This is a genomic window from Salinisphaera hydrothermalis C41B8 (assembly GCF_000732535.1).
GTDB classification, from domain to species: Bacteria; Pseudomonadota; Gammaproteobacteria; order Nevskiales; family Salinisphaeraceae; genus Salinisphaera; species Salinisphaera hydrothermalis.
This window is the reverse complement of sequence record NZ_APNK01000019.1, coordinates 49,307-68,889: the sequence shown is the minus strand read 5'-3', so window position 1 is coordinate 68,889 and position 19,583 is coordinate 49,307. Positions and strand designations below refer to the sequence as shown.

Below are 19,583 nucleotides of genomic sequence, written 5' to 3'. Positions count from 1 at the left end.
CATTCCAGCCGGATACGCCGCCTAATTCAAACTCCCGCGTACACCACTTTCGAGCATATCTCTTTACCGAATTCGCAAATCCGAACGGTTCCGGCGGGTTCAATCCCACGCTCGGGCCGCAGAAGGCCGTCAACTACGAGATCGGCGCCAAGGGCGAATTCGGCCATCGCGGGCGCTATCAGGTCGATGCGTTCTGGGTGGAAGTCCGCGATGCCATTACGGCCTATGCCGAGCAAGGCGACCGGACCTTCTACCAGAACTCGGGGCGTTCACGGCGACAGGGCATCGAATCGAAACTGTCGTTCGATCTTGGCCATCATCTGTCGACCACCCTCGCCTATACCGTGGCCCGCTACGAGTACCAGCACTACGTCGACGAAAACGGCAACGACTATTCCGGCAACCGCCTGCCCGGCATTCCCGAGCAAACGGCCTTCGGCGAACTGGCCTGGCATCGCCAGGATATCGGCTATGCCGCGATCGACGTGCACTGGGCCGGCTCGATCTATGCCAACGACGCCAATACCGCGCGCGTAGCCCCGCATACGGTCGTGGACGCGCGCGTCGGCAAGACCGTGCCGGCGGGCAACCATCATCTGACCGTCTATGCCGGCGTCGACAACCTGTTGAATAACGACTACTTCGACAATATCCGCATCAACAGCTACGGCGGCCGCTACTTCGAACCGGCCCCGGCTCGCTCGATCTATGCTGGTTTGAAATTCCGGCTGTAGCGGGCCGATGACGCGTTGAGGCGCGGGTCAGCCGTTGAGGAATTCGGTGAGCGCGGCCTCGTCGAGTGCGCTCACCCGCAGCGTGCGCGTCTGCACCGGTGCGCCGGCGCCCTCGGCCTTGCGTCGCAGCACGACCAACGGCTGATAGCCATCGAACTCGGCTTCATGGAACGCGACGCGCGGGTCATGCTCGACCGCGCCGGGGGCATAGATGCCACAACGGGCGACAGCATACTCGCTGTCGCCGGCCACGCGGAACTCGCGACGGCCAATGCGCTCGGCAGCGCTCTGGAACACTTCCGCCACCCAACCGTCGATCATCGACCAGGCCTGTTCCGCCATGGCTTCACGCCGCTCGGACAGGCGATCGTTCGTCTCCAGCCGCGACTGGACTTCCCCGGTTGTGACCTCAAGCCAGCTTCGCGCCACCCTGCTTATCCTGTATTGGAATCGACGCGCTAGCCTACGATCTTGCCGCATATGCGGCAAGCCGGCGGCGCAAAGAGCCGCTTGTCACGGCCTGTTCAAGCCCGCCGCTGCGTTCCCGGCCGAAGCGCGGCACCGACCGGATCAATCAGCCCTGGCTCTGCCTGTCCGGCCGCGATCTCGCCGGGCGAAGCTCAAGCGTCCGGCGCGCTGCCCGCCGCGTGTTGATCGAGCAAGGCCAGCAGCCCTGCTTCGTCGAGGATCTCCACGCCGAGTTTTTCGGCCTTGTCTCGTTTGCTGCCGGCACGCTCGCCCGCGACGACGTAATCGGTTTTCTTGGACACACTCGACGTGACGCGCGCGCCGAGCGCTTCGAGCCGGTCGCTGGCCTCTTCGCGGGTGAGCGATTCCATGCTGCCGGTGAGCACAAACGTCTGGCCGGTGAGCGGCTGCGCGCTGGCGTCGACATCCACCGTCGGCCAGTGCACACCGGCTTCGATGAGGGCGTCGATCACCTTGACGTTGCGCGGCTCGATGAAGAAGTCCGCGATCGACTGCGCCACCCGTGCGCCCACGCCCGGCACGGCCTGCAAGCCTTCGGCGACCATCGCCCGGTCGCGTGCCGCCTTGTTGTCCGGGTACTGGGCGTGCACGTCCGCCAATCGCTGGTGGTAACGCTCGGCCTCGGCGCGCAACGCTTCGAGACTGCCGAAATGCCGTGCGAGGTCGCGTGCCATCGTCTGGCCCACTTCGCGGATTCCGAGCGCGAAGATGAAGCGCTCGAGCGTGGTTTCCTTCGACGCTTCGATGGAGGCCAGCAGATTGGCCACCGATTTTTCGCCGTAGCCCTCGCGCTCGACCAGGCTCTCGCGATGCTCGGCCAGTGAGAAGATATCAGCCGGCGAATGCAGCAGCCCTTCGGAAACGAAGGCTTCGATCTGGCGATCGCCCAGGCCTTCGATGTCGAGGGCGTTGCGCGAAGCGAAATGCTTGAGCGCTTCGCGCCGCTGCGCGGCACAGACCAGCCCGCCCGTGCAACGGGCAACGGCCTCGCCTTCGACGCGTTCGACGGCCGACCCGCAGACCGGACAGGCCGCAGGCAGCTCGATCGGCGTGGCGTTTGCCCCACGCTCGGCGACTTCCTTGACCTCCGGAATCACGTCGCCGGCCCGCCGTACGACGACTAGATCGCCCACGCGAATATCCTTACGCGTGATTTCGTCCATGTTGTGCAGCGTGGCATTGGAGACGGTCACGCCGCCGACGAACACCGGCTCCAGTTTGGCGACCGGCGTGAGCGCGCCGGTGCGCCCGACCTGGAACTCGACGCTGTTGAGCCGCGTGGTCATCTCCTCGGCCGGGAACTTGCGGGCGATCGCCCAGCGCGGCGCGCGGGCGACGAAGCCGAGTTCGTCGCGGCTCGGGCCGTCGTCGACCTTGAACACACAGCCGTCGATCTCGATGTCGAGCTCGGCGCGACGCGCAGCCATGGCGTCGTAATAGGCACGGCAGCCCGCCAGGCCGGTCACCCGATCGACGTACGGGCTGATGCTGAATCCCCAGTCGGCCAGCAGCTGGAGCTGTTCATAAAGACTGTCGGTGATTTCGGCGCCGTCGACGCGGCCGATGCCGTAGCCCATGAAGGCAAGCGGCCGCGTGGCCGTAATACGCGAATCGAGCTGGCGCAAGCTGCCGGCCGCGGCGTTGCGCGGATTCACGAATGTCTTGTGGCCGGCTTGTTCGAGGCGTTCGTTGAGTTCGTTGAAGCGCGAGCGTGCGAGCACGACCTCGCCTCGGATCTCGATGAAATCCGGCGGGTTGTCGGTCGCCAGCCGCAGCGGCAGATTGCGAATGGTGCGCGCGTTGGCCGTGATGTCCTCGCCGGTCACGCCGTCGCCGCGGGTCGTGGCGCGTACCATAACGCCCGCTTCGAAGCGCAGATTGAGGGCGGTGCCATCGAACTTCGGCTCGGCGCAATACACCAGCTCGTCCCGGCCGCTGCCTTCACGCGCGCGTCGATCGAACTCCGCCAGCTCCTCATCGTTGAAACAATTGGCCAGCGACAGCATCGGCGTCGCGTGGTCCACCGACTCGAACTCGTCCACGGGCGGCGCGCCGACGCGCTGGGTGGGCGAGTCGGGACTCGCAAGCGCCGGATACTCGGCCTCGATCGCTTCCAGTTCGCGAAACAGCTGATCGTATTCGGCGTCCGAGATCGTCGGCTCGGCCTCGATGTAATACGCCCGATTGTGTTCGGCCAGCTCCCGCGCCAGCTGCTCGGCGCGCTGGCGCTTGGCGGCCGGGATATCGCCGCTCATCGACGCCGCTGGCCGAGCCGTGCCCGACGGTCGATCTCAGCGATCTGATCCAGCATGTACTGCGCGGTCTGGGCCTTGAGCAGCGCGCGGTTGTCGTCGAGCACGTGGCCGCCCAGTGCGGTCGCGATCCGGTTCGCCGTCTCCATCATGTCGCGCATGGCCGGACGCCCCTCGATCGGCGCCGGCACGAGCAGAAACAGGGTCAACCCGGGCGTCGATAGTTGATCCTGATCCACCGGATCGAGCGTGCCCGGCTTGAGCATATTGGCGACACAGAACACCGATTCGGTGACGCCATGAACTTCGGTAACGCGATGATACAGGTCGTTGAGGCCGAACTTGAGGTCGGCTTTGGCGAGTGCGGCATGTATATCCGGCCCGTCGAACGTCTGGCCTTCCGGTGCCGCGACGTACAGCATGAACAGCTGCGAATGCTCGCTGCGTTCGGGCGCTACCATCTCCACACGCTCGGTGGCCGCCGGCGGAATTTCGGTCGTGACCGTGGTCTGTTCGGGCTCGTTGGGCTCCGTGCTGTCCGCGCCGCGCGGCGGCTCCGCCTCGCTCGAGCGCACCTGGGTCTCGCCCTGCGACGGCTTATCGTCCGTCGACACCGCCGTCGTGCGGCTCACCGCGCGGCGTCGTACCGCCGTGGGCTGGCGCACCGCGCGGGTACGATCCGCCTCGGGCGTCTGCTCGCTTGCCTGCTCGGCCTGACGGGCGCGCGCGGCCTCCGCCGCCGCCTTGCGGTCGGCCGGTGTTTCCTTATTGAGGGTGCGTACGCCCACCACATAAGAATCGCCACTAGCGGGCTCGTCATGCCCCGCCCCGTCGGCCGGTTCCTCCATATCCCGCCACGGATCGCCGCCGCCCTGGCGCCGGATATACCAATACGCCCCCGCAACAACGAGGATGACGAGAGCGAGAACGAGCCATTGCACGATAGACATAGGCGACGAAAAGAAAGTGGATGAAATGCCGTCGACGAGGCGGCTGCTTTAAGGTCGGTTGCAGCTGCGCTGGGGTCTGATGATGTTTCGCGATATCCCGTTCCCGCGACCACCCGACGCCAGGCCGCGGCGTCGCGGGCGCAATATAGGGAGCCTACACGAGTAAATCCCCGTACGGGATTGCGGACTATTACCCATGGCGGAAACCGCGATTACGATGAACCCGACGCCCGGCGCCACATTCGTTCGCGCACGACGCGGGGATTGCCGGGGTTGGCTTGTGTTGCTCTCAAACAAGACTCTAGCCCGCCAGATCCAGCGCTTGATCGATATCGACGCTCACCAGCCTAGAGACGCCCGGTTCTGCCATGGTCACGCCGTGTAGCTGCTCGGCCAATTCCATCGTCAGTTTATTATGCGTAATGACAATGAACTGAACCTGTGCCGACATCTTGCGCACCAGCTCGCAAAAGCGGGACACGTTGGCGTCGTCAAGCGGCGCGTCGATCTCGTCGAGCATACAGAACGGCGCCGGGTTGAGTTCGAACAGCGCGAACAGCAGCGCCACCGCGGTGAGCGCCTTCTCGCCGCCCGACAGCATCTGGATTGACGCGTTGCGCTTGCCGGGCGGGCGGGCCATGACCCGGACACCGGTGGTGAGCCAATCCTCGTCGGTGAGTTCGAGTGCGGCCTCGCCGCCCCCGAACAGCTGCGGAAACATTTCCGAGAAGCGGCTGTTGACCTGATCGTAGGTCGACTTGAAGCGCTGGCGCGTTTCGCGGTCGATCTTGGCGATCGCCTGCTCGAGCGTCGACAACGCTTCCGACAGATCTGCACGTTGCTCGCCCAGATACTTCTCGCGCTCGGCGACCTCATCGTATTCCTCGATCGCCGCCAGATTGATCGCCCCAAGGCGCGCGATCTTGCGCTCGACGGCTTCGATCGAGGCCTGCCAGGCCTCGATCGTCGCCTCCTCGGGCAACGTCTTGGCGATATCGGCCGGAGCCTCGCCCAATTCCGACAGCTGCTCGACTACACCCTGGCGCCGCACGCCGGCGGTTTCGACATCCACCCGGGCCTGTTGCAACGCGTCGCGCGCGGCGTCGACATCCTGCTCGGCGCTCATCGTGGCCTGCGCGCTTTTTTCAAGCTCGCTTTCGCGTGTCTTGAGCGCGTCACGCGCGGCGCGCAGTTCCCGCTCGGCCGTCGCCTGCGTTTCGCGAGCGGCGTTCAGGTCTTCGGCGCTGTAATCGTGGGTGATGTCGTCATCGGGCGCGTCGGCGTCGAAGCGTTCGAGCTGTTGGCGCACGTCCTCGACGGCATGATCGGTGTCGGCGAGCCGCGAGGCGAGGTTCTCGCGCCGGCTGGCCAGTTTCGCCAGGGCGGCATCCAGCTCGCCGACGCGGCGCTCGGCCCGGGCTGCTTCGCTACGCGCCGTATCGCGCTTCTTACGCGTCGCGGCCAGCGTCTCGCGTGCCTGAGTGCGCGCGGCGGCAAAACGCTCGGCCTCGGTTTCCAGTTCGGCCACGCGCGCATTTGCAGCCTCGGCCTGGTCTCGTGCCTGCGCGTACTGCTCGGCCAGATCCGCCAGTTCGGCCTCGATCTCGGCATTGCGCCGGCGCGTCTGCTCCGCGCGCAGTTTCTGGCCCTCGAGCTCGGCACGCTGGGTTTCGAGTTCGCGCTGGGCCTGGCCGATCCGTCCGTCCAGGGCGCTGGCCTCGGCTCGGCGCGCTTCGAGCTGCTCGCGGCGCTCGGTCAGCGTTGCTTCGCTGGCATCGCGCTGCTGGGTCAGGTCGCGCACCGCCTCTTCCAGCGCGGCGATCCGTTGTTCGCGCTCGAACACGCCGCGCTCGGCCGATTCGGGGGCCGGCGTGGTGAGGCTGCCCGGTCCGATGCGGCAGCCATCGGGCGTCACCAGCCATTGCTGCGCGCCGAGCTGGGTCCGAGCCGCCAGTGCCTGGGCGAGGTCCGGCGCCACGAACACATCGGCGGCGGCGGCACGGATCGCGGCCGGGCCCTCGATACCCTCGGCCAGCGAGGCGAACCCGCCCGGTGCATCGCCGGAGGCCACCGATAGATCGCGCTCGGCCTCGATCAGCGTGACCGGTTCGTTGGGCCAATCGGGCGCGTCGGGCGACGCATCGCCGGCCAGATCCGCCACGGTGAAGCCGCGCAGCAACGGGCCGAGCGCGGCCTCGGCGGCGGCTCGCCATTCGTCGCGCACGCGCACGCGCCGCGCCACGCCTTCGGCCTGGCCGTGCCCGCGCGCGCTCAGCCAGGCGTTGATCGCCTCGTCGTCTTCGCGCAGCACGGCTTGCTGCATTTTGCGTTCGGAGGCCAGCTCTGCCTGACGCTCACCGAGCTCGGTACGCTGCGCGGTGAGGCGTTGCTCAGCCTCGGCAATCGCCGCGCGCAACGACTCGATCGCCTCGGCCGCGGTCGCCGCCTGTTTGCGATCCGCCTCGATCTGTTGCGTGCGCGTGGCCACGTCCTGCTCGGCGCCGGTCAACGCCGATTCGTCGATGGCCGGCAAACGCTCACGCTCCGCGCGCCGGGCCGCGTCGCGCTCGGCCAGCGCGTCGCGTTGCTGTACGGCGTAGCGCGCTCGCGTGCGCTCGGCGTCGAGCTGCTGTACCGGATTGTGCTCGCCCGCGTTGAATTCATCCCACGCGGCCTCTGCATCTGCAGCTTCTTTTTCCGCTGCAGCCAAGCGCTGGCGCGCGGCCTCGAGTTCAGCCGCCGCCGCATCCCGCTCCTGTTGCCGCGTCTGCTGTTCCGCGACCAGCGTCTGATCGGCATCCCCGTCGACCGAGCGACGCTGACGCAGCCCGTCCAAACGGTCCACCAGGGACTGGCGCTCGCGCTGGCGCATCTGCTCGACTTCGCGAGCGTGGTCACGTGCCTGTTCGATACGACCGACGTTCGCCTGGGCGTCGTAGAACGCCGCCTGACGGTTCTGGACCTCGGTCATCGCGGCCTGCTGGGCCTTGTTGGCCGTGTCGCGCGCGCTCTCGGCCTGCCGGCGCGCCGATATGGCCGTGCGCAGCCGTTCCTCGGTTTGCCGCAAGGTAGCTTCGGCGGCCTCGACCTCACCGGCGCGCTCCTGCCAGCGCAGTGTGAGCAGCTCCGCACGCAGCCGGCGTTCGTCGGCCTTGAAGGTTTTGTATTTCTCGGCGTTGGCGGCCTGGCGCTTGAGCGTGGATAGCCGCTGGCTGATCTCGGAGATGAGGTCGTCGAGTCGTTCGAGATTTTCGCGCGTGTGTCGAATGCGATTCTCGGTCTCGCGACGACGTTCCTTGTATTTGGAGATGCCGGCCGCTTCCTCGAGCACTTGCCGCATGTCTTCGGGCTTGGCTTCGATCAAGCGATTGACCGCGCCCTGTTCGATCACCGCATAGTTACTGCGCCCGCCCAGCCCGGTACCCAGAAACAGATCGACGACGTCACGCCGACGCGCGCGCGTGTTATTGATGAAGTACTTGGAGCCGCCCTCGCGGGTGAGTTCACGCCGCACCGAAATCTCAGCGAACGCGCCATACTGGCCGCCCAGCTTGCCCTCGCTGTTGTCGAACCGAAGCTCGACCGAGGCGCGGCCTACCGGCTTGCGCGCATTCGAACCGTTGAAGATGACATCTTCCAGCGCTTCGCCGCGCAGTTGGCGCGCGCTCGATTCGCCGGTGACCCAGCGCACCGCGTCGATGACGTTCGACTTGCCGCAGCCGTTGGGGCCCACGACGCTGGTTAGATTCGACGCGAGCGAGAGCGTCGTCGGGTCGACGAACGACTTGAATCCGGCGAGTTTGATCTGGGTCAGTCGCATGCGGCTTTTAGTCCGCGCTACCCGTTGTGATGCCCTGGCTTTCGCGCATTATTGCCCCACCGCTACGCGTGCAAAGCAGGCTAGTGTAACCTAGCGCCGCCCTTATTCGACACGACGCCAAAGCACCATGCCCTCTTCACCGAGCCGTTCCCTGGACACCTTCGATAACCCGACACCGGAGCGCGATTACACGATCCGTATGCGCATCCCGGAGTTCACTTGTCTGTGCCCGGTCACCGGCCAGCCGGACTTCGCGACGCTGCATCTGGAATACGTGCCAGAAGCCACCTGCGTCGAGCTGAAATCGCTCAAGCTCTATGTCTGGTCCTATCGGGACGAAGGCGCGTTCCACGAAGCCGTGACCAATAAGATCCTCTCCGACCTGGTTGCCGCGACCGCGCCCCGGTTCATGCGCCTGACGGCGGAATTCTGGGTCCGCGGCGGTATCGACACCACGGTCATCGCCGAGCATCGCGCCGAAGGCTGGCAGCCGGCGCCGCGCGTCGACCTGCCGTAGCCGCACCGGCAATCGTGCTTACGAAAAAGCCCGACTCATATGAGGCGGGCTTTTTCGTATACGGTTAATGCAATGGCGCGAGGTTGTTGCCCTCGACACGAACCCGGGTACCCGTCGAAATACCGTCGGCTGAATTCAGCGTCACCGTACGCGTTCCGCCAGCATCCATCGCGACGTTGATCCGATAGACCGTCACCTTGCGGATATGCTTTTCGGCCACGTTACCGGCATACGCGCCGCCGAGCGCACCGGCGATTTCGGCGATCGTCTTGCCGGCGCCATGACCAATCTGGCTGCCGATCGCGCCGCCGGCCACACCGCCCGCGACCGCACCAACACCGCTGCCGTGCTGGGCATTGCGCTGAATCGGCGTGATGGAACTGATGGTGCCGCAATCGCTACACACCGGTTTGGACTCGCTCTTGGCCTGGTTACGCGCTTCGCTGCGCGCCTGGCGTGTTTTCTGCTCCGAGGCCTGCTTGGCTTCGCTCTGCTTCTGCTTGGCTTCGGCCTTGTCTTTTTCGGCCTCGGTCACCTTTTTCTGTGCCGCTTGTTTTTCTTGCGCAGCTTTGGCCTCGGCCGCCTGCTGTTTCGCCTCGGCTAGATTCTGCTGAGCCTGTTCGAGATTCTTGTTCGCCTGCTGCAGCTGCGCCTGTGCATTCTGGGCCTGATCCTGGTTACTTTTGGAACAGGCGGTCAGCGCGAATGTAGGCACGAGCAACGCCACCACGGCAGCACGAATCAGGGTTTGTTGAGTCATGTCTTGTTCTCGATCGCTGTGGCTTTCGACCCGGTGTTTCAACGCCTGTCGACGCTGAAACCACTAGAATGCGAGCGATACTCTAGGACGCGTTAATCGAACGAAAGATGAATCCCGTCAGCGAACTGATCATCGGCCCGAGCTATCTCGCCCGCGGCTTCGGCTTGCTTACCGCGCCAGGGCTGCGCCGCTACGTAATTCTGCCGGTGCTGGTGAACGTTGTTCTGATCGTCGCGCTCATGGGACTGTTGGGCTGGCAACTCAACGACTGGCTCAACGCCTGGCTGGCGGGCCTGCCGACATGGCTGGCCTGGCTCGAGGACGTGCTCTGGTGGCTAGGTATGATCATCAGCACGCTGGCGTTCTGTTACTTCTTCACGCTGCTCGCCAATCTGATTGCCAGCCCGTTCAACGGCATGCTCTCGGCGCGCGTCGAAAAACTGCACACCGGTCATGAGCCAAACAGCGGCATGAGCATCGCCGGCGAAATGTGGGACGGGTTGATCGGCGAGCTGCGCCGGCTGCGCTATTACGCTTCGCGCGCCGCGCTCCTCGGCCTCGTGAGTCTGGTGCTTCTGTTCATCCCGGTCGCCAATCTGGCGATCGCCCCGCTGTGGTTCGTATTCGGCGCCTTCATGCTGGCATTCGAATATCTGGACCAACCGATGGCCAACCGCGGGCTGCCGTTCGACGCCAAGATGCAGCGGCTATATGCGCGGGGATGGCGCCACCTGGGGTTTGGTAGCGTGGTTACGTTGGCGACGGCGCTTCCGCTGGCCAATCTCGTCGTGATGCCAGCTGCGGTGATCGGCGCGACATTGCTGTATATGGAAACCGATTATCCGTTGATCGATGTCAAAACAGGCCACGACAGTCGTTGATATGTATGAACACCTGCCCGCTATCGAGCGAACAAGTGCGCAGGTCGAGGCATGAAACCCGCCCGAACCCACGAACTCGCGTAGATTCGATTGCACAGCGGCATCATTTTTGCTAAAGGTACGCGCTGTTTGTCGACCCGAGAGCACCATGGCGACTACGGAAAACACGTCAAAACTCGACGCGCCTCAAGAGTTTACGCCCTACGTCCCGAACGAGGACGAGGAATACATGAACGAGGCGCAGCGCGAGCACTTTCGCGGCATCCTCGTGCAGTGGAAAAAAGAGCTCATGGAGGAAGTCGACCGCACCATGCATCACATGAAGGATGAGGCGGCCAACTTCCCGGATCCGACCGACCGCGCGAGCCAGGAGTCGGAGTTCAGCCTCGAACTGCGCACGCGCGATCGTGAGCGCAAGCTCATTCGCAAGATCGATCAAGGGATTGCCCGCGTCGATCGTGACGAATACGGGTTCTGCGAGACTTGCGGTACGGAGATCGGTATTCGCCGTCTCGAAGCACGTCCGACAGCGACGCTCTGCGTCGATTGCAAGAGCCTGGACGAGATCCGGGAGCGCCAGCTCGGGCGCTGAATTCCGGCCGCGGCTTCGTCGCCGGAGCTGCGGGCTGGCGCTGTCGTATTTGCTTCGTCGTGCCGGATTGCGGCGGCGGTTGCGGTGGAAACGGTCGCGGCCCCAGCCTGCCCCGAGCAGCGAACGCAACAGCCCGTATGACGCGCGGGCTGTTGCCTTACACACGCCATACTTCGCTTGAACGCGATAACGCATGATCGGGCGTGCTCGCTCGAACTCCCATCACATCGTCCCGCCGTTCAAAAATGCCGCGACAGGGTTCACAGCAGGCGCACACTGCGCCAACGTGAATCATCGGCCTTTGGCCAAGCGTCTGGCACACTGACGTCAATGCTCGCGCTACGCCGTAATCGAGACGCCGATGCCCTCCGAACGGATCATCAAGAAATATCCGAACCGCCGGCTGTACGACACCGAAGTCAGCCGCTATATCACCCTCGAAAACATTCGCCAACTCGTGATCGCCAACGAAGACTTCAAGGTCGTCGATAAGCGCAGCGGCCGCGATATCACACGCAGCATCCTGTTGCAGGTGATCAGCGAGCAGGAAGAAGGCGGAAACCCGATCTTTCGGACCGAGGTGTTACGCAACATCATCCGTTTTTACGGCGATTCGATGCAGAGCACGATGAGTTCCTATCTCGAACTGTCGCTGGAGTTCTTCAACGAACAGCAGTCACAGTTCCGAGGGCGCCTCCGCCGCTTACTGGGCGCCAACACCCCGCTGGCCGCCCTACGTGAGCTGTCGCAGGATCAGTTGCCGATATGGCGAAGTGTGCGGCGCGAGTTTCTTTCCAATCTGGCGCGACGCGATGCATCCCCGCCTCAAGAGTTACAGACGACCGACGAAGACCCGGACACGCCCGATAGCCACGAGGCTCGCTCATCGGACTGACAACCCTAAAAATTTTCCGATCGTCGTTGCTTGATTTATACGAAAGTCGTACTATACTTAGGTCTCGGTCGCCAAGGCGACCCTCGAATCTCCTCCGAAAGGCCTAACGGCCTTTCTCGCACTTAGCCCCCTTACCCAAGGGGGCTTTTTTTATGGTCACGATCCCATCGTCGGAGTTTTCAGGGCTCTCGCCCTGAACATGAACCGCTCATTCGGCGGCCGCGCGCATCAAAAGTTCTTCGCGGATTTCTTCAGGCGCCATACCTGAAGCGTCTCGATTCACAGGGCGCCATGGCCTTGTGAATACGCGAACCCCATAAAAAAAGGTTCATCGCGGGTTAGTGGGGCCATGATTCCGGCGAGTCCCGGGGGTTCAGGCATGGGTAGATACGACTAAGCCATGCAATGGGTCAGCCCCTCCGACCTCGCACTCGAACAGTCTAACCTGCGGGTCTTCGCCGGCCTTTGGTTTCGCGCTGCAGCGCGAGTCACTTCTCTTGCTTGCTCAAGAGAAGTAACCAAGAGAAGAGCACCCGGCACAGCGCTGGCTTCGCCGGTTCACGGCGAGGCGTGGTGCCGGCGGGATGCGCCCACCTGGTCGATGACAATGGCGCATCGCTTTGGCGATGCTCAGACAGGCTGGACGCACCGGCGCCGTGCGCCGGACACCCGCCGACACCACGCCTCGCCGTCGCCGCACAACGGGACGGGAATACAGACGCGGCGCATTAGGGCTTAGCGTATTCCGTGAACGGTGGCACCGCAGCCCACCTAACCATCCAGCCGAGACCATGATCCGGTTTTGCATCGGCCCGCTAATATGCGAAGAGCCATAAAAAAGGCGCCTCCGGAGAGGCGCCCTTCGCGTTGCCGTTATGGCTCGCTGCCGAAGCGAAATTACTCTTCGGCGCTTTCCTCGGGTTCAGCCAGTTCCTTCATCGACAGGCGCACACGGCCCTGACGGTCGACTTCCAGAACCTTGACCTTGACCATCTCGCCTTCGGACAGCTCGTCCGAGACGTTCTCGACCCGATGCTGGGCGATCTGCGAGATATGGACCAGACCATCACGGCCCGGCGCCAGATTAACGAAGGCGCCGAAGTCGACGATGCGAACGACCTTGCCCTCGTAGATCTGACCGGCTTCGATATCCTTGGTGATCTCCTCGATCCGTTTGATCGCGAGATCGGCCGCCGACTTGTCGACTGCGGCCACGTGGATCGTGCCGTCGTCCTCGATGTCGATGGACGCCCCGGTTTCCTCGGTGATCGAGCGGATGGTGGCGCCGCCCTTGCCGATGACGTCGCGGATCTTCTCGGAGTCGATCTTGATCGTGAAGATGCGCGGCGCCCACTCGGAGACTTCCTTGCGCGGGGCGTCGATCGCCTCGGACATCACGCCGAGGATGTGCATCCGGCCTTCCTTGGCCTGATCCAGCGCGACTTCCATGATCTCGCGGGTGATACCGCCGATCTTGATGTCCATCTGCAGCGCGGTGACGCCGTTCTTGGAGCCCGCCACCTTGAAGTCCATGTCGCCGAGGTGATCCTCGTCGCCCAGGATGTCGGTGAGCACGGCGAACTTGTCGCCTTCCTTGATCAGGCCCATGGCCACGCCGGCCACCGGCGCCTTGATCGGCACACCGGCGTCCATCAGTGCCAGACTGGTGCCGCAGACCGAGGCCATCGACGACGAGCCGTTGGATTCGGTGACTTCCGAGACCACACGCATGACGTAGGGGAACTCGTTTTCGAGGTCCGGCAGCACGCCCATGATGCCGCGCTTGGCCAGCTTGCCGTGACCGATCTCGCGGCGCTTGGGGCTGCCCATGAAGCCGGTCTCGCCGACGCAGTACGGCGGAAAGTTGTAGTGCAGCATGAACGGATCTTCATACTTGCCTTCCACCGCGTCGATCAGCTGTGCATCGCGGCCGGTACCCAGCGTGGCCACCGCCAGCGCCTGCGTCTCGCCACGGGTGAACAGCGCGGAACCGTGAGTCCGCGGCAGCACGCCGGTGCGGATCGTCAGATCGCGCACGGTGCGGGTGTCGCGGCCGTCAATACGCGGCTGACCTTCGAGGATGCGCGAACGTACCGTCTTCTTCTCGAGGTCGCCCAGAGCGGCCTTGACGTCTTCGGACGCATAGCCATCCTCGCCTTCGGCCGCGGCCAGTTCCTCGACCACCTTATCCTTGATCTCGCCCAGGCGCGCCTGGCGCTCCTGCTTATCGGCGATCTGGTAGGCGGCGGTGACGTCGTCGGAGGCAACGCGCGCCACGGCTTCAGCCAGCGACTCGTCCTTGGCCGGCGCCTGCCAGTCCCAGGCCGGCTTGCCGGCTTCGGCGGTCAGCGCCGAAATCGCCTTGATGGCCGCCTGCAGCTGTTCATGGCCGAACAACACGGCACCCAGCATGATCTCTTCCGACAGCTGCTTCGCTTCGGATTCGACCATCAGCACCGCGTCGGAGGTACCGGCGACGACCAGGTTGAGGTCGCTGTCCTTGAGCTGGGTCGCGCTCGGATTCAACACGTATTCGCCGTTGGCGTAGCCGACGCGCGCGCCGCCGATCGGGCCGTCGAACGGCATGCCGGACAGTGCGAGCGCGGCCGAGGCACCGATCATCGCCGGAATGTCCGAATCGATTTCCGGATCGACCGACATCACGGTCGCGATGATCTGGACTTCGTTATAGAAGCCCTTCGGGAACAGCGGACGGATCGGCCGGTCGATGAGACGACAGGTCAGCGTCTCCTTCTCGCCCGGGCGCCCTTCGCGCTTGAAGAACCCGCCCGGAATCTTGCCGCCGGCGTAGGTCCGTTCCTGATAATTGACGGTCAGCGGAAAGAAATTGGCGTCGGGCTTGGCTTCCTTCTTGCCCACCGCGGTCACGAGAACCACGGTGTCGCCCATGCTGACCATGACCGCGCCGTCTGCCTGGCGCGCGATTTCACCGGTTTCCAGGGTGACGTTGTGCTCACCGTACTGGAAGGTTTGCCGGCTGGTGACTTCTACTTTACTCACGTATTTTTTCCTGACTTCCTGCTTTCGAAAACAAAAAAGCGCCCGACTCGGGCATCCCGAGGGGCGCTTCGTACGATCAATCGGAACCGACCGCGCGTTTAACGGCGCAGACCCAGGTCCTGAATGATCGCCTTGTAGCGATTGGCGTCATGACGTTTGACGTAATCGAGCAGCTTGCGGCGACGATTGACCATTTTCAGCAAGCCGCGACGCGAATGATGGTCGCCCTTGTGCTGGTCGAAATGAGCGCCGAGCTGGCTGATGCGAGTCGTCAGCAGCGCGATCTGTACTTCGGGCGAACCCGTGTCGTTCGAACCGCGTCCGTATTTCTCGATGACGTCGGCTTTTTCTTGCGTCGACAGAGCCATAATCACTCCTGGAGTTGTTTTGGCGAGTCCGCACAACTGGATTGTGATGCAGTCTGGCTTTTTCCAAACCGGGGCCAAGTCGACGTTCAGCTCACCGTTTGGAAAAAGCCCGTGCGCGGCCAGTTGTTAAGAATGGACCGCCGGATTCAATGGAGCGCGTATTCTAGCGGCGAAGTGGCCACGGCACAACCGATGCCGCCCACTATCTTAGGGGATTTAGGCGCATTTACGGCTGTGGGCGCGCAAACAGGCGCTTCGGCCGCAATTCGCCCTCGATTTCACAACGCCCGAGCCCGAGCAGCAGACCGTCATCCGACTCCAGCCGGACCAATGTGTCGCCGGCTTCCCAGTCGCCACGCAGGCGTTGACCGTGTAATACAGCCTCTGTCTGCTCGGAATCCAGCCGTACCCGCGGCCAATCGGCGATCAAGGACGAGATCGGCTGCAACCAATTCCCGAGCCGGGCGGGATCTTCGTTGGCCGCGGACTCGATCTGCTCGAGATCGATCATCGGCCGCTCGAAGCCCAACGGGCCAACCCGGGTCCGGCGCAGCGCCGCGACGTGGGCACAGCCGCCCCAGGCCCGGGCGATGTCCTCGACCAGCGTACGGACGTACGTGCCGCTGCTCACGGCGACGTCGAGCGTGAGTCGGCCGTCTCCGGCCTCAACGAGCTCGACAGAATGGACGGTGATCGGCCGCGGCGCGCGTTCGATCGTCTGTCCTTCGCGGGCATATTCGTAAAGGGGCTTGCCGTCGACCTTCAGCGCCGAATACATCGGCGGAATCTGCTGTTGCGGGCCCACGAAGCCGGCCAGCAGGGTATCGAGCGCAACGCCCGTCGGCATATCGACATCGCTGGCACGCGACATCTCGCCTTCGGCGTCACCGGTCGTGGTCTCGTATCCGAGCCGCGCGGTGACGCGATAATGCTTGTCCGACTCCAGCAGATAGGACGAGAGCTTCGTTGCCTCGCCGAGGCATATCGGCAACAAGCCGGTGGCCAGAGGATCGAGACTGCCGGTATGGCCGGCCTTGCGGGCGTCGAAAGCGCGTCGGACGCGCTGGAGGGCGTGATTCGAGGACAAGCCCAACGGCTTGTCCAGCAAAATCACCCCGTCGACGTCACGTCCTTTTTTACGACGCGCCACGATCCGGGTCTGTCGAGTCTTCGTCCGTGGGCTCGGCGGACTCTGCATTCGCGCGATCCTCACGCACCGCACTGGAGATGATCTGGTCCAGGCGCTGCGCCTCGCGCTCGGTGGCGTCCTCCACGAAGCGGAGATCCGGCATTACGCGCAGACGAAGCCGTTTGCCGAGCTGTTTCTTCAGATAACCGCGGGCCGCGCGCAGCCCTTCGACGGCCTCCGCCGACTTCTCGGCAGGCGCGGTCACGTCGAAATTGCCGACGTACACCTTGGCGTGTTTCAGATCCGGGGACACATCGACATCGGTGATGGTCACCAACGACACCCGCGGATCCTTGACCTGCGTGGTGATGAGGATCCCAAGCTCACGCTTGAGTTCCTCACCTACACGCTCACGACGTGAGAATTCTCGTGCCATTACCGATATCAGGCCGTTTCGGTATCGGCGACCTTGCGCTGCACCTCGGTGCGCTCATACACCTCGATCTGATCGCCCGGCTTCACGTCGTTGTAGTTCTTCACGCCGATACCGCACTCGGTACCCGCCGGCACGCGGTCCACAGCGTCCTTGTGACGACGCAGCGACTCGAGCTCGCCTTCGTAGACGACCACGTTATTGCGCAGCACGCGGATCGGCTGACCTCGCACCACGGCGCCGTCGACGACCACACAACCGGCAATCGCGCCGAGCTTGGACGAGCGGAACACGTCGCGAACCTCGGCTAGGCCGATGATCTCTTCGCGCAGCTCGGTACCGAGCAGACCGCTGACGGCGTCGGTGACGTCCTGGATCGCTTCGTAGATCACGCTGTAATAGCGCACGTCCACGCCGGTTTCCGCGATCGTCTTGCGCGCCTTGTTATCGGCACGAACGTTGAAACCGATGATGATCGCCTGTGACGCGAGCGCCAGTTCCACGTCCGACTCGCTGATACCGCCCACGCCGCTCGACACGATACGGATCTTGACCTCTTCGCTCGGGATCTTGCGCAACGACTCGACCAGCGCTTCCACGCTGCCTTGCACGTCGCCCTTGATGAGCAGGTTGAGATCCTTGCTCTCGGCCGGGCCGTCTTCGCCGATCGCGGAGAACACTTCCTCGAGCCGAGCCGCCTGCTGTTGGGCCAGCTTCGACTCGCGCTGGTGTTCCTCGCGCTGGGCAGCGATTTCGCGGGCCTTTTTCTCGTTGGCCACAACGAAGGCATCGTCGCCGGCTTCCGGCGTACCCGAAAGACCGAGCACCTCGACCGGAATCGACGGGCCGGCTTCTTTCACCTGTTCGCCGAGCTCGTTGAACATCGCGCGAACGCGGCCGTAGTGCGGCCCGGCGAGGATGCTGTCACCCCGCTTGAGCTTGCCCGCCTTGACCAGAATCGTCGCGACCGGGCCACGGCCCGTCTCGAGGCTCGACTCGATCACCACGCCGCGCGCGGCGACGTCGATCGGCGCCTTGAATTCGCTGACTTCGGCCTGCAGCAGCACCGCGTCCAGCAGATCGTCGACACCCTCGCCAGTCTTGGAGGAAACGGGGACCACCTGGATGTCGCCGCCCCAATCTTCGGGAATGAGATCTTCGCTCGCCAGACCCGACTTGACCTTCTCGATATCCGCGCCGGACACGTCCATCTTGGTCACCGCAACCACGATCGGTACGCCCGCCGCGCGCGCATGCTGGATCGATTCCTTGGTCTGCGGCATGACGCCGTCATCCGCGGCCACGATAAGGATCGCGATATCGGTGATTTCGGCGCCACGCGCCCGCATGCGGGTAAACGCGGCGTGGCCGGGCGTATCGATAAACGTGATCGCGCCCTTGTCGTGCTTCACGTGATAGGCGCCGATATGCTGCGTGATGCCACCGGCTTCGCCGGCCTGCACCTTGGTCCGCCGGATGTAGTCTAGCAGCGAGGTCTTGCCGTGGTCGACGTGCCCCATGATCGTAACCACGGGCGCACGGGCGACGCCTTCGACCTGATCTTCTTCGGCGCGTACTTCCTGGGCCAGCGCTTCCTCGGCGGTTTCCGAGCTCACAGGCTTGGGGTTGTGCCCCATCTCCTCGACGATGATCTGCGCGGTTTCCTGGTCGACCGTCTGGTTGATGGTCGCCATGACGCCCAGCTTCATCATGCGCTTGAGCACTTCGCCGCCCTTGACCGCCATCCGCTGTGCCAGATCGGCCACAGTGATGAGTTCCGGGATTTCGACGTCGCGCACAACCGGCGCAGTCGGCCGCTCGAAAGTGTGCTCGGTAGCCACGTTGACATTCTTCTGTCGACGGCCGCCGCCACGCTTTTTCTTGTCCTTGCGCCGGCCCTGCTTGCCTTCCGCGACATGCAGTTCCTTGCGCGACTTACCCTTGCCCTTGCCGGCATCGCCCGCGGCGTTAGCAGGCTGGGCTTGTCCGCGCGCGGCGCGTTCGCGCTCGCGTTCACGCGCCACGTCTTCTTCGGTCCGGCCATGGCTTTCCGCGGCACGACGCAGGTTTTCCTGCGCCCGGGAGCGCGCGGCGTCCACGCGCACGCCAAGGCGCGCACGTTCACGCTCCATGGCTTCGCGGTTGGCCTGAGCCTCGGCTTCCTTCTGTGCCTGGATCTGGGCCTGACGCTTGGCTTCGGCTTCAGCGCGCTGGCGTTCTTCTTCCTCGCGACGCGCGCGCTCTTCGGCCTCCTTGCGTTCTTCTTCCTCGCGGCGGGCACGCTCGGCGGCCTCGGCTTCCGCGCGTTCCTGCTCGGCTACGCGCTGGGCCTCGGCCTGCTCTTGCGTGATCTCGCTCGCCTCGGCTTCAGGCGCGCGCGCCGGAGCCTGCTCATCGTCGGACTGCTGCCCCCGATTCGCATAGGTCCGGCGTTTGCGCACCTCGACGCTGACCGTGCGTCCCGACGATCCACCACGCCCGGTGTTTACCTTGAGCTCGGACGTCGAGCGGCGTCGCAGGGACACGCTCGAACGCTTCGCACCCAGCTTTCCACCCGACCGGCTACTTTCCGCCGAGCGCAAGTGACGCAACAGCTTGAGTTTATCGTCGTCGCTGATCTGATCGTCGGCCGACGAAGCGGACACGCCCGCCTCGGCCAAGCGCGAGACAAGTCGCTCCACCGGAATACCGACTTCCGATGCCAGCTGTTTGACTGTCGTTTGCGCCATATTTTGCTTACTC

At 64.1% G+C, this 19,583-nt stretch carries 15 protein-coding genes; 5 read left to right on the top strand and 10 right to left on the bottom strand.

What is annotated here, in order from left to right:
* Positions 1 to 734, top strand: a 734-nt coding sequence (locus C41B8_RS12485; RefSeq protein WP_156962522.1) for a TonB-dependent receptor domain-containing protein, incomplete at its 5' end; no start/stop codon positions are given.
* 27 nt (positions 735 to 761) lie between these two features.
* Here C41B8_RS12485 and C41B8_RS12480 read toward each other — a convergent pair.
* The 4 genes from C41B8_RS12480 to smc all read right to left on the bottom strand — a co-directional run bounded on the left by C41B8_RS12480 (position 762) and on the right by smc (position 8,245).
* The gene (locus C41B8_RS12480; RefSeq protein ID WP_037338662.1) at positions 762 to 1,163 is read right to left on the bottom strand and encodes a hypothetical protein; all 402 of its coding nucleotides are present in this window, start codon (positions 1,161 to 1,163) and stop codon (positions 762 to 764) included.
* A gap of 191 nt (positions 1,164 to 1,354) precedes the next feature.
* Positions 1,355 to 3,478, bottom strand: a complete 2,124-nt coding sequence (ligA, locus tag C41B8_RS12475) for an NAD-dependent DNA ligase LigA (protein WP_037338659.1) — start codon at positions 3,476 to 3,478, stop codon at positions 1,355 to 1,357.
* Positions 3,475 to 4,425 (bottom strand): cell division protein ZipA, encoded by a 951-nt coding sequence (gene zipA, locus C41B8_RS19660; RefSeq protein ID WP_051883469.1) that lies wholly within the window; start codon positions 4,423 to 4,425, stop codon positions 3,475 to 3,477. The genes ligA and zipA overlap by 4 nt, the downstream gene beginning before the upstream one ends.
* A 301-nt stretch (positions 4,426 to 4,726) precedes the next feature.
* Entirely contained in the window at positions 4,727 to 8,245 is a 3,519-nt protein-coding gene (smc, locus tag C41B8_RS12465; RefSeq protein ID WP_037338656.1) for a chromosome segregation protein SMC, read from the bottom strand.
* A 127-nt stretch (positions 8,246 to 8,372) separates the two neighbouring features.
* Between smc and queF the strand changes: the two genes are divergently transcribed.
* Positions 8,373 to 8,762: a preQ(1) synthase gene (queF, locus tag C41B8_RS12460; protein ID WP_037338654.1), complete on the top strand. Its 390-nt coding sequence runs from the start codon at positions 8,373 to 8,375 to the stop codon at positions 8,760 to 8,762.
* Positions 8,763 to 8,826: 64 nt separating this feature from the next.
* Here queF and C41B8_RS12455 read toward each other — a convergent pair whose 3' ends face one another.
* Positions 8,827 to 9,522, bottom strand: a complete 696-nt coding sequence (locus tag C41B8_RS12455; protein WP_051883468.1) for a glycine zipper 2TM domain-containing protein — start codon at positions 9,520 to 9,522, stop codon at positions 8,827 to 8,829.
* A gap of 107 nt (positions 9,523 to 9,629) precedes the next feature.
* Here C41B8_RS12455 and cysZ point away from each other — a divergent pair, with 107 nt between their 5' ends.
* The 3 genes from cysZ (at position 9,630) to phaR (ending at position 11,890) form a co-directional block, all read left to right on the top strand.
* Positions 9,630 to 10,403 carry a sulfate transporter CysZ gene (cysZ, locus tag C41B8_RS12450; protein WP_051883467.1) on the top strand — a complete coding sequence of 258 codons (774 nt, stop codon included), beginning with the start codon at positions 9,630 to 9,632 and terminating at the stop codon, positions 10,401 to 10,403.
* Positions 10,404 to 10,551: 148 nt separating this feature from the next.
* Entirely contained in the window at positions 10,552 to 10,995 is a 444-nt protein-coding gene (dksA, locus tag C41B8_RS12445) for an RNA polymerase-binding protein DksA (protein WP_037338651.1), read from the top strand.
* Positions 10,996 to 11,356: 361 nt separating this feature from the next.
* A complete protein-coding gene (gene phaR / locus C41B8_RS12440; RefSeq protein WP_051883466.1) occupies positions 11,357 to 11,890 on the top strand; it encodes a polyhydroxyalkanoate synthesis repressor PhaR in 534 nt (177 codons plus the stop codon).
* An 897-nt stretch (positions 11,891 to 12,787) separates the two neighbouring features.
* Here the strand turns inward: phaR and pnp are convergent.
* The 5 genes from pnp to infB form a co-directional block, all read right to left on the bottom strand.
* A complete protein-coding gene (pnp, locus tag C41B8_RS12435) occupies positions 12,788 to 14,911 on the bottom strand; it encodes a polyribonucleotide nucleotidyltransferase (RefSeq protein ID WP_037338650.1) in 2,124 nt (707 codons plus the stop codon).
* Between the two features lie 98 nt (positions 14,912 to 15,009).
* Positions 15,010 to 15,279, bottom strand: coding sequence for a 30S ribosomal protein S15 (rpsO, locus tag C41B8_RS12430; protein WP_037338647.1), 270 nt, complete (start codon positions 15,277 to 15,279; stop codon positions 15,010 to 15,012).
* A gap of 226 nt (positions 15,280 to 15,505) precedes the next feature.
* Positions 15,506 to 16,429: a tRNA pseudouridine(55) synthase TruB gene (gene truB, locus C41B8_RS12425; RefSeq protein ID WP_037338644.1), complete on the bottom strand. Its 924-nt coding sequence runs from the start codon at positions 16,427 to 16,429 to the stop codon at positions 15,506 to 15,508.
* Complete coding sequence (gene rbfA / locus C41B8_RS12420) at positions 16,416 to 16,844, bottom strand: 30S ribosome-binding factor RbfA (RefSeq protein ID WP_037338642.1); 429 nt, start codon at positions 16,842 to 16,844, stop codon at positions 16,416 to 16,418. Before rbfA ends, truB begins: the two co-directional genes overlap by 14 nt.
* 8 nt (positions 16,845 to 16,852) lie before the next feature.
* A complete protein-coding gene (infB, locus tag C41B8_RS12415) occupies positions 16,853 to 19,570 on the bottom strand; it encodes a translation initiation factor IF-2 (protein WP_037338640.1) in 2,718 nt (905 codons plus the stop codon).
* Between the last annotated feature and the right edge of the window lie 13 nt (positions 19,571 to 19,583).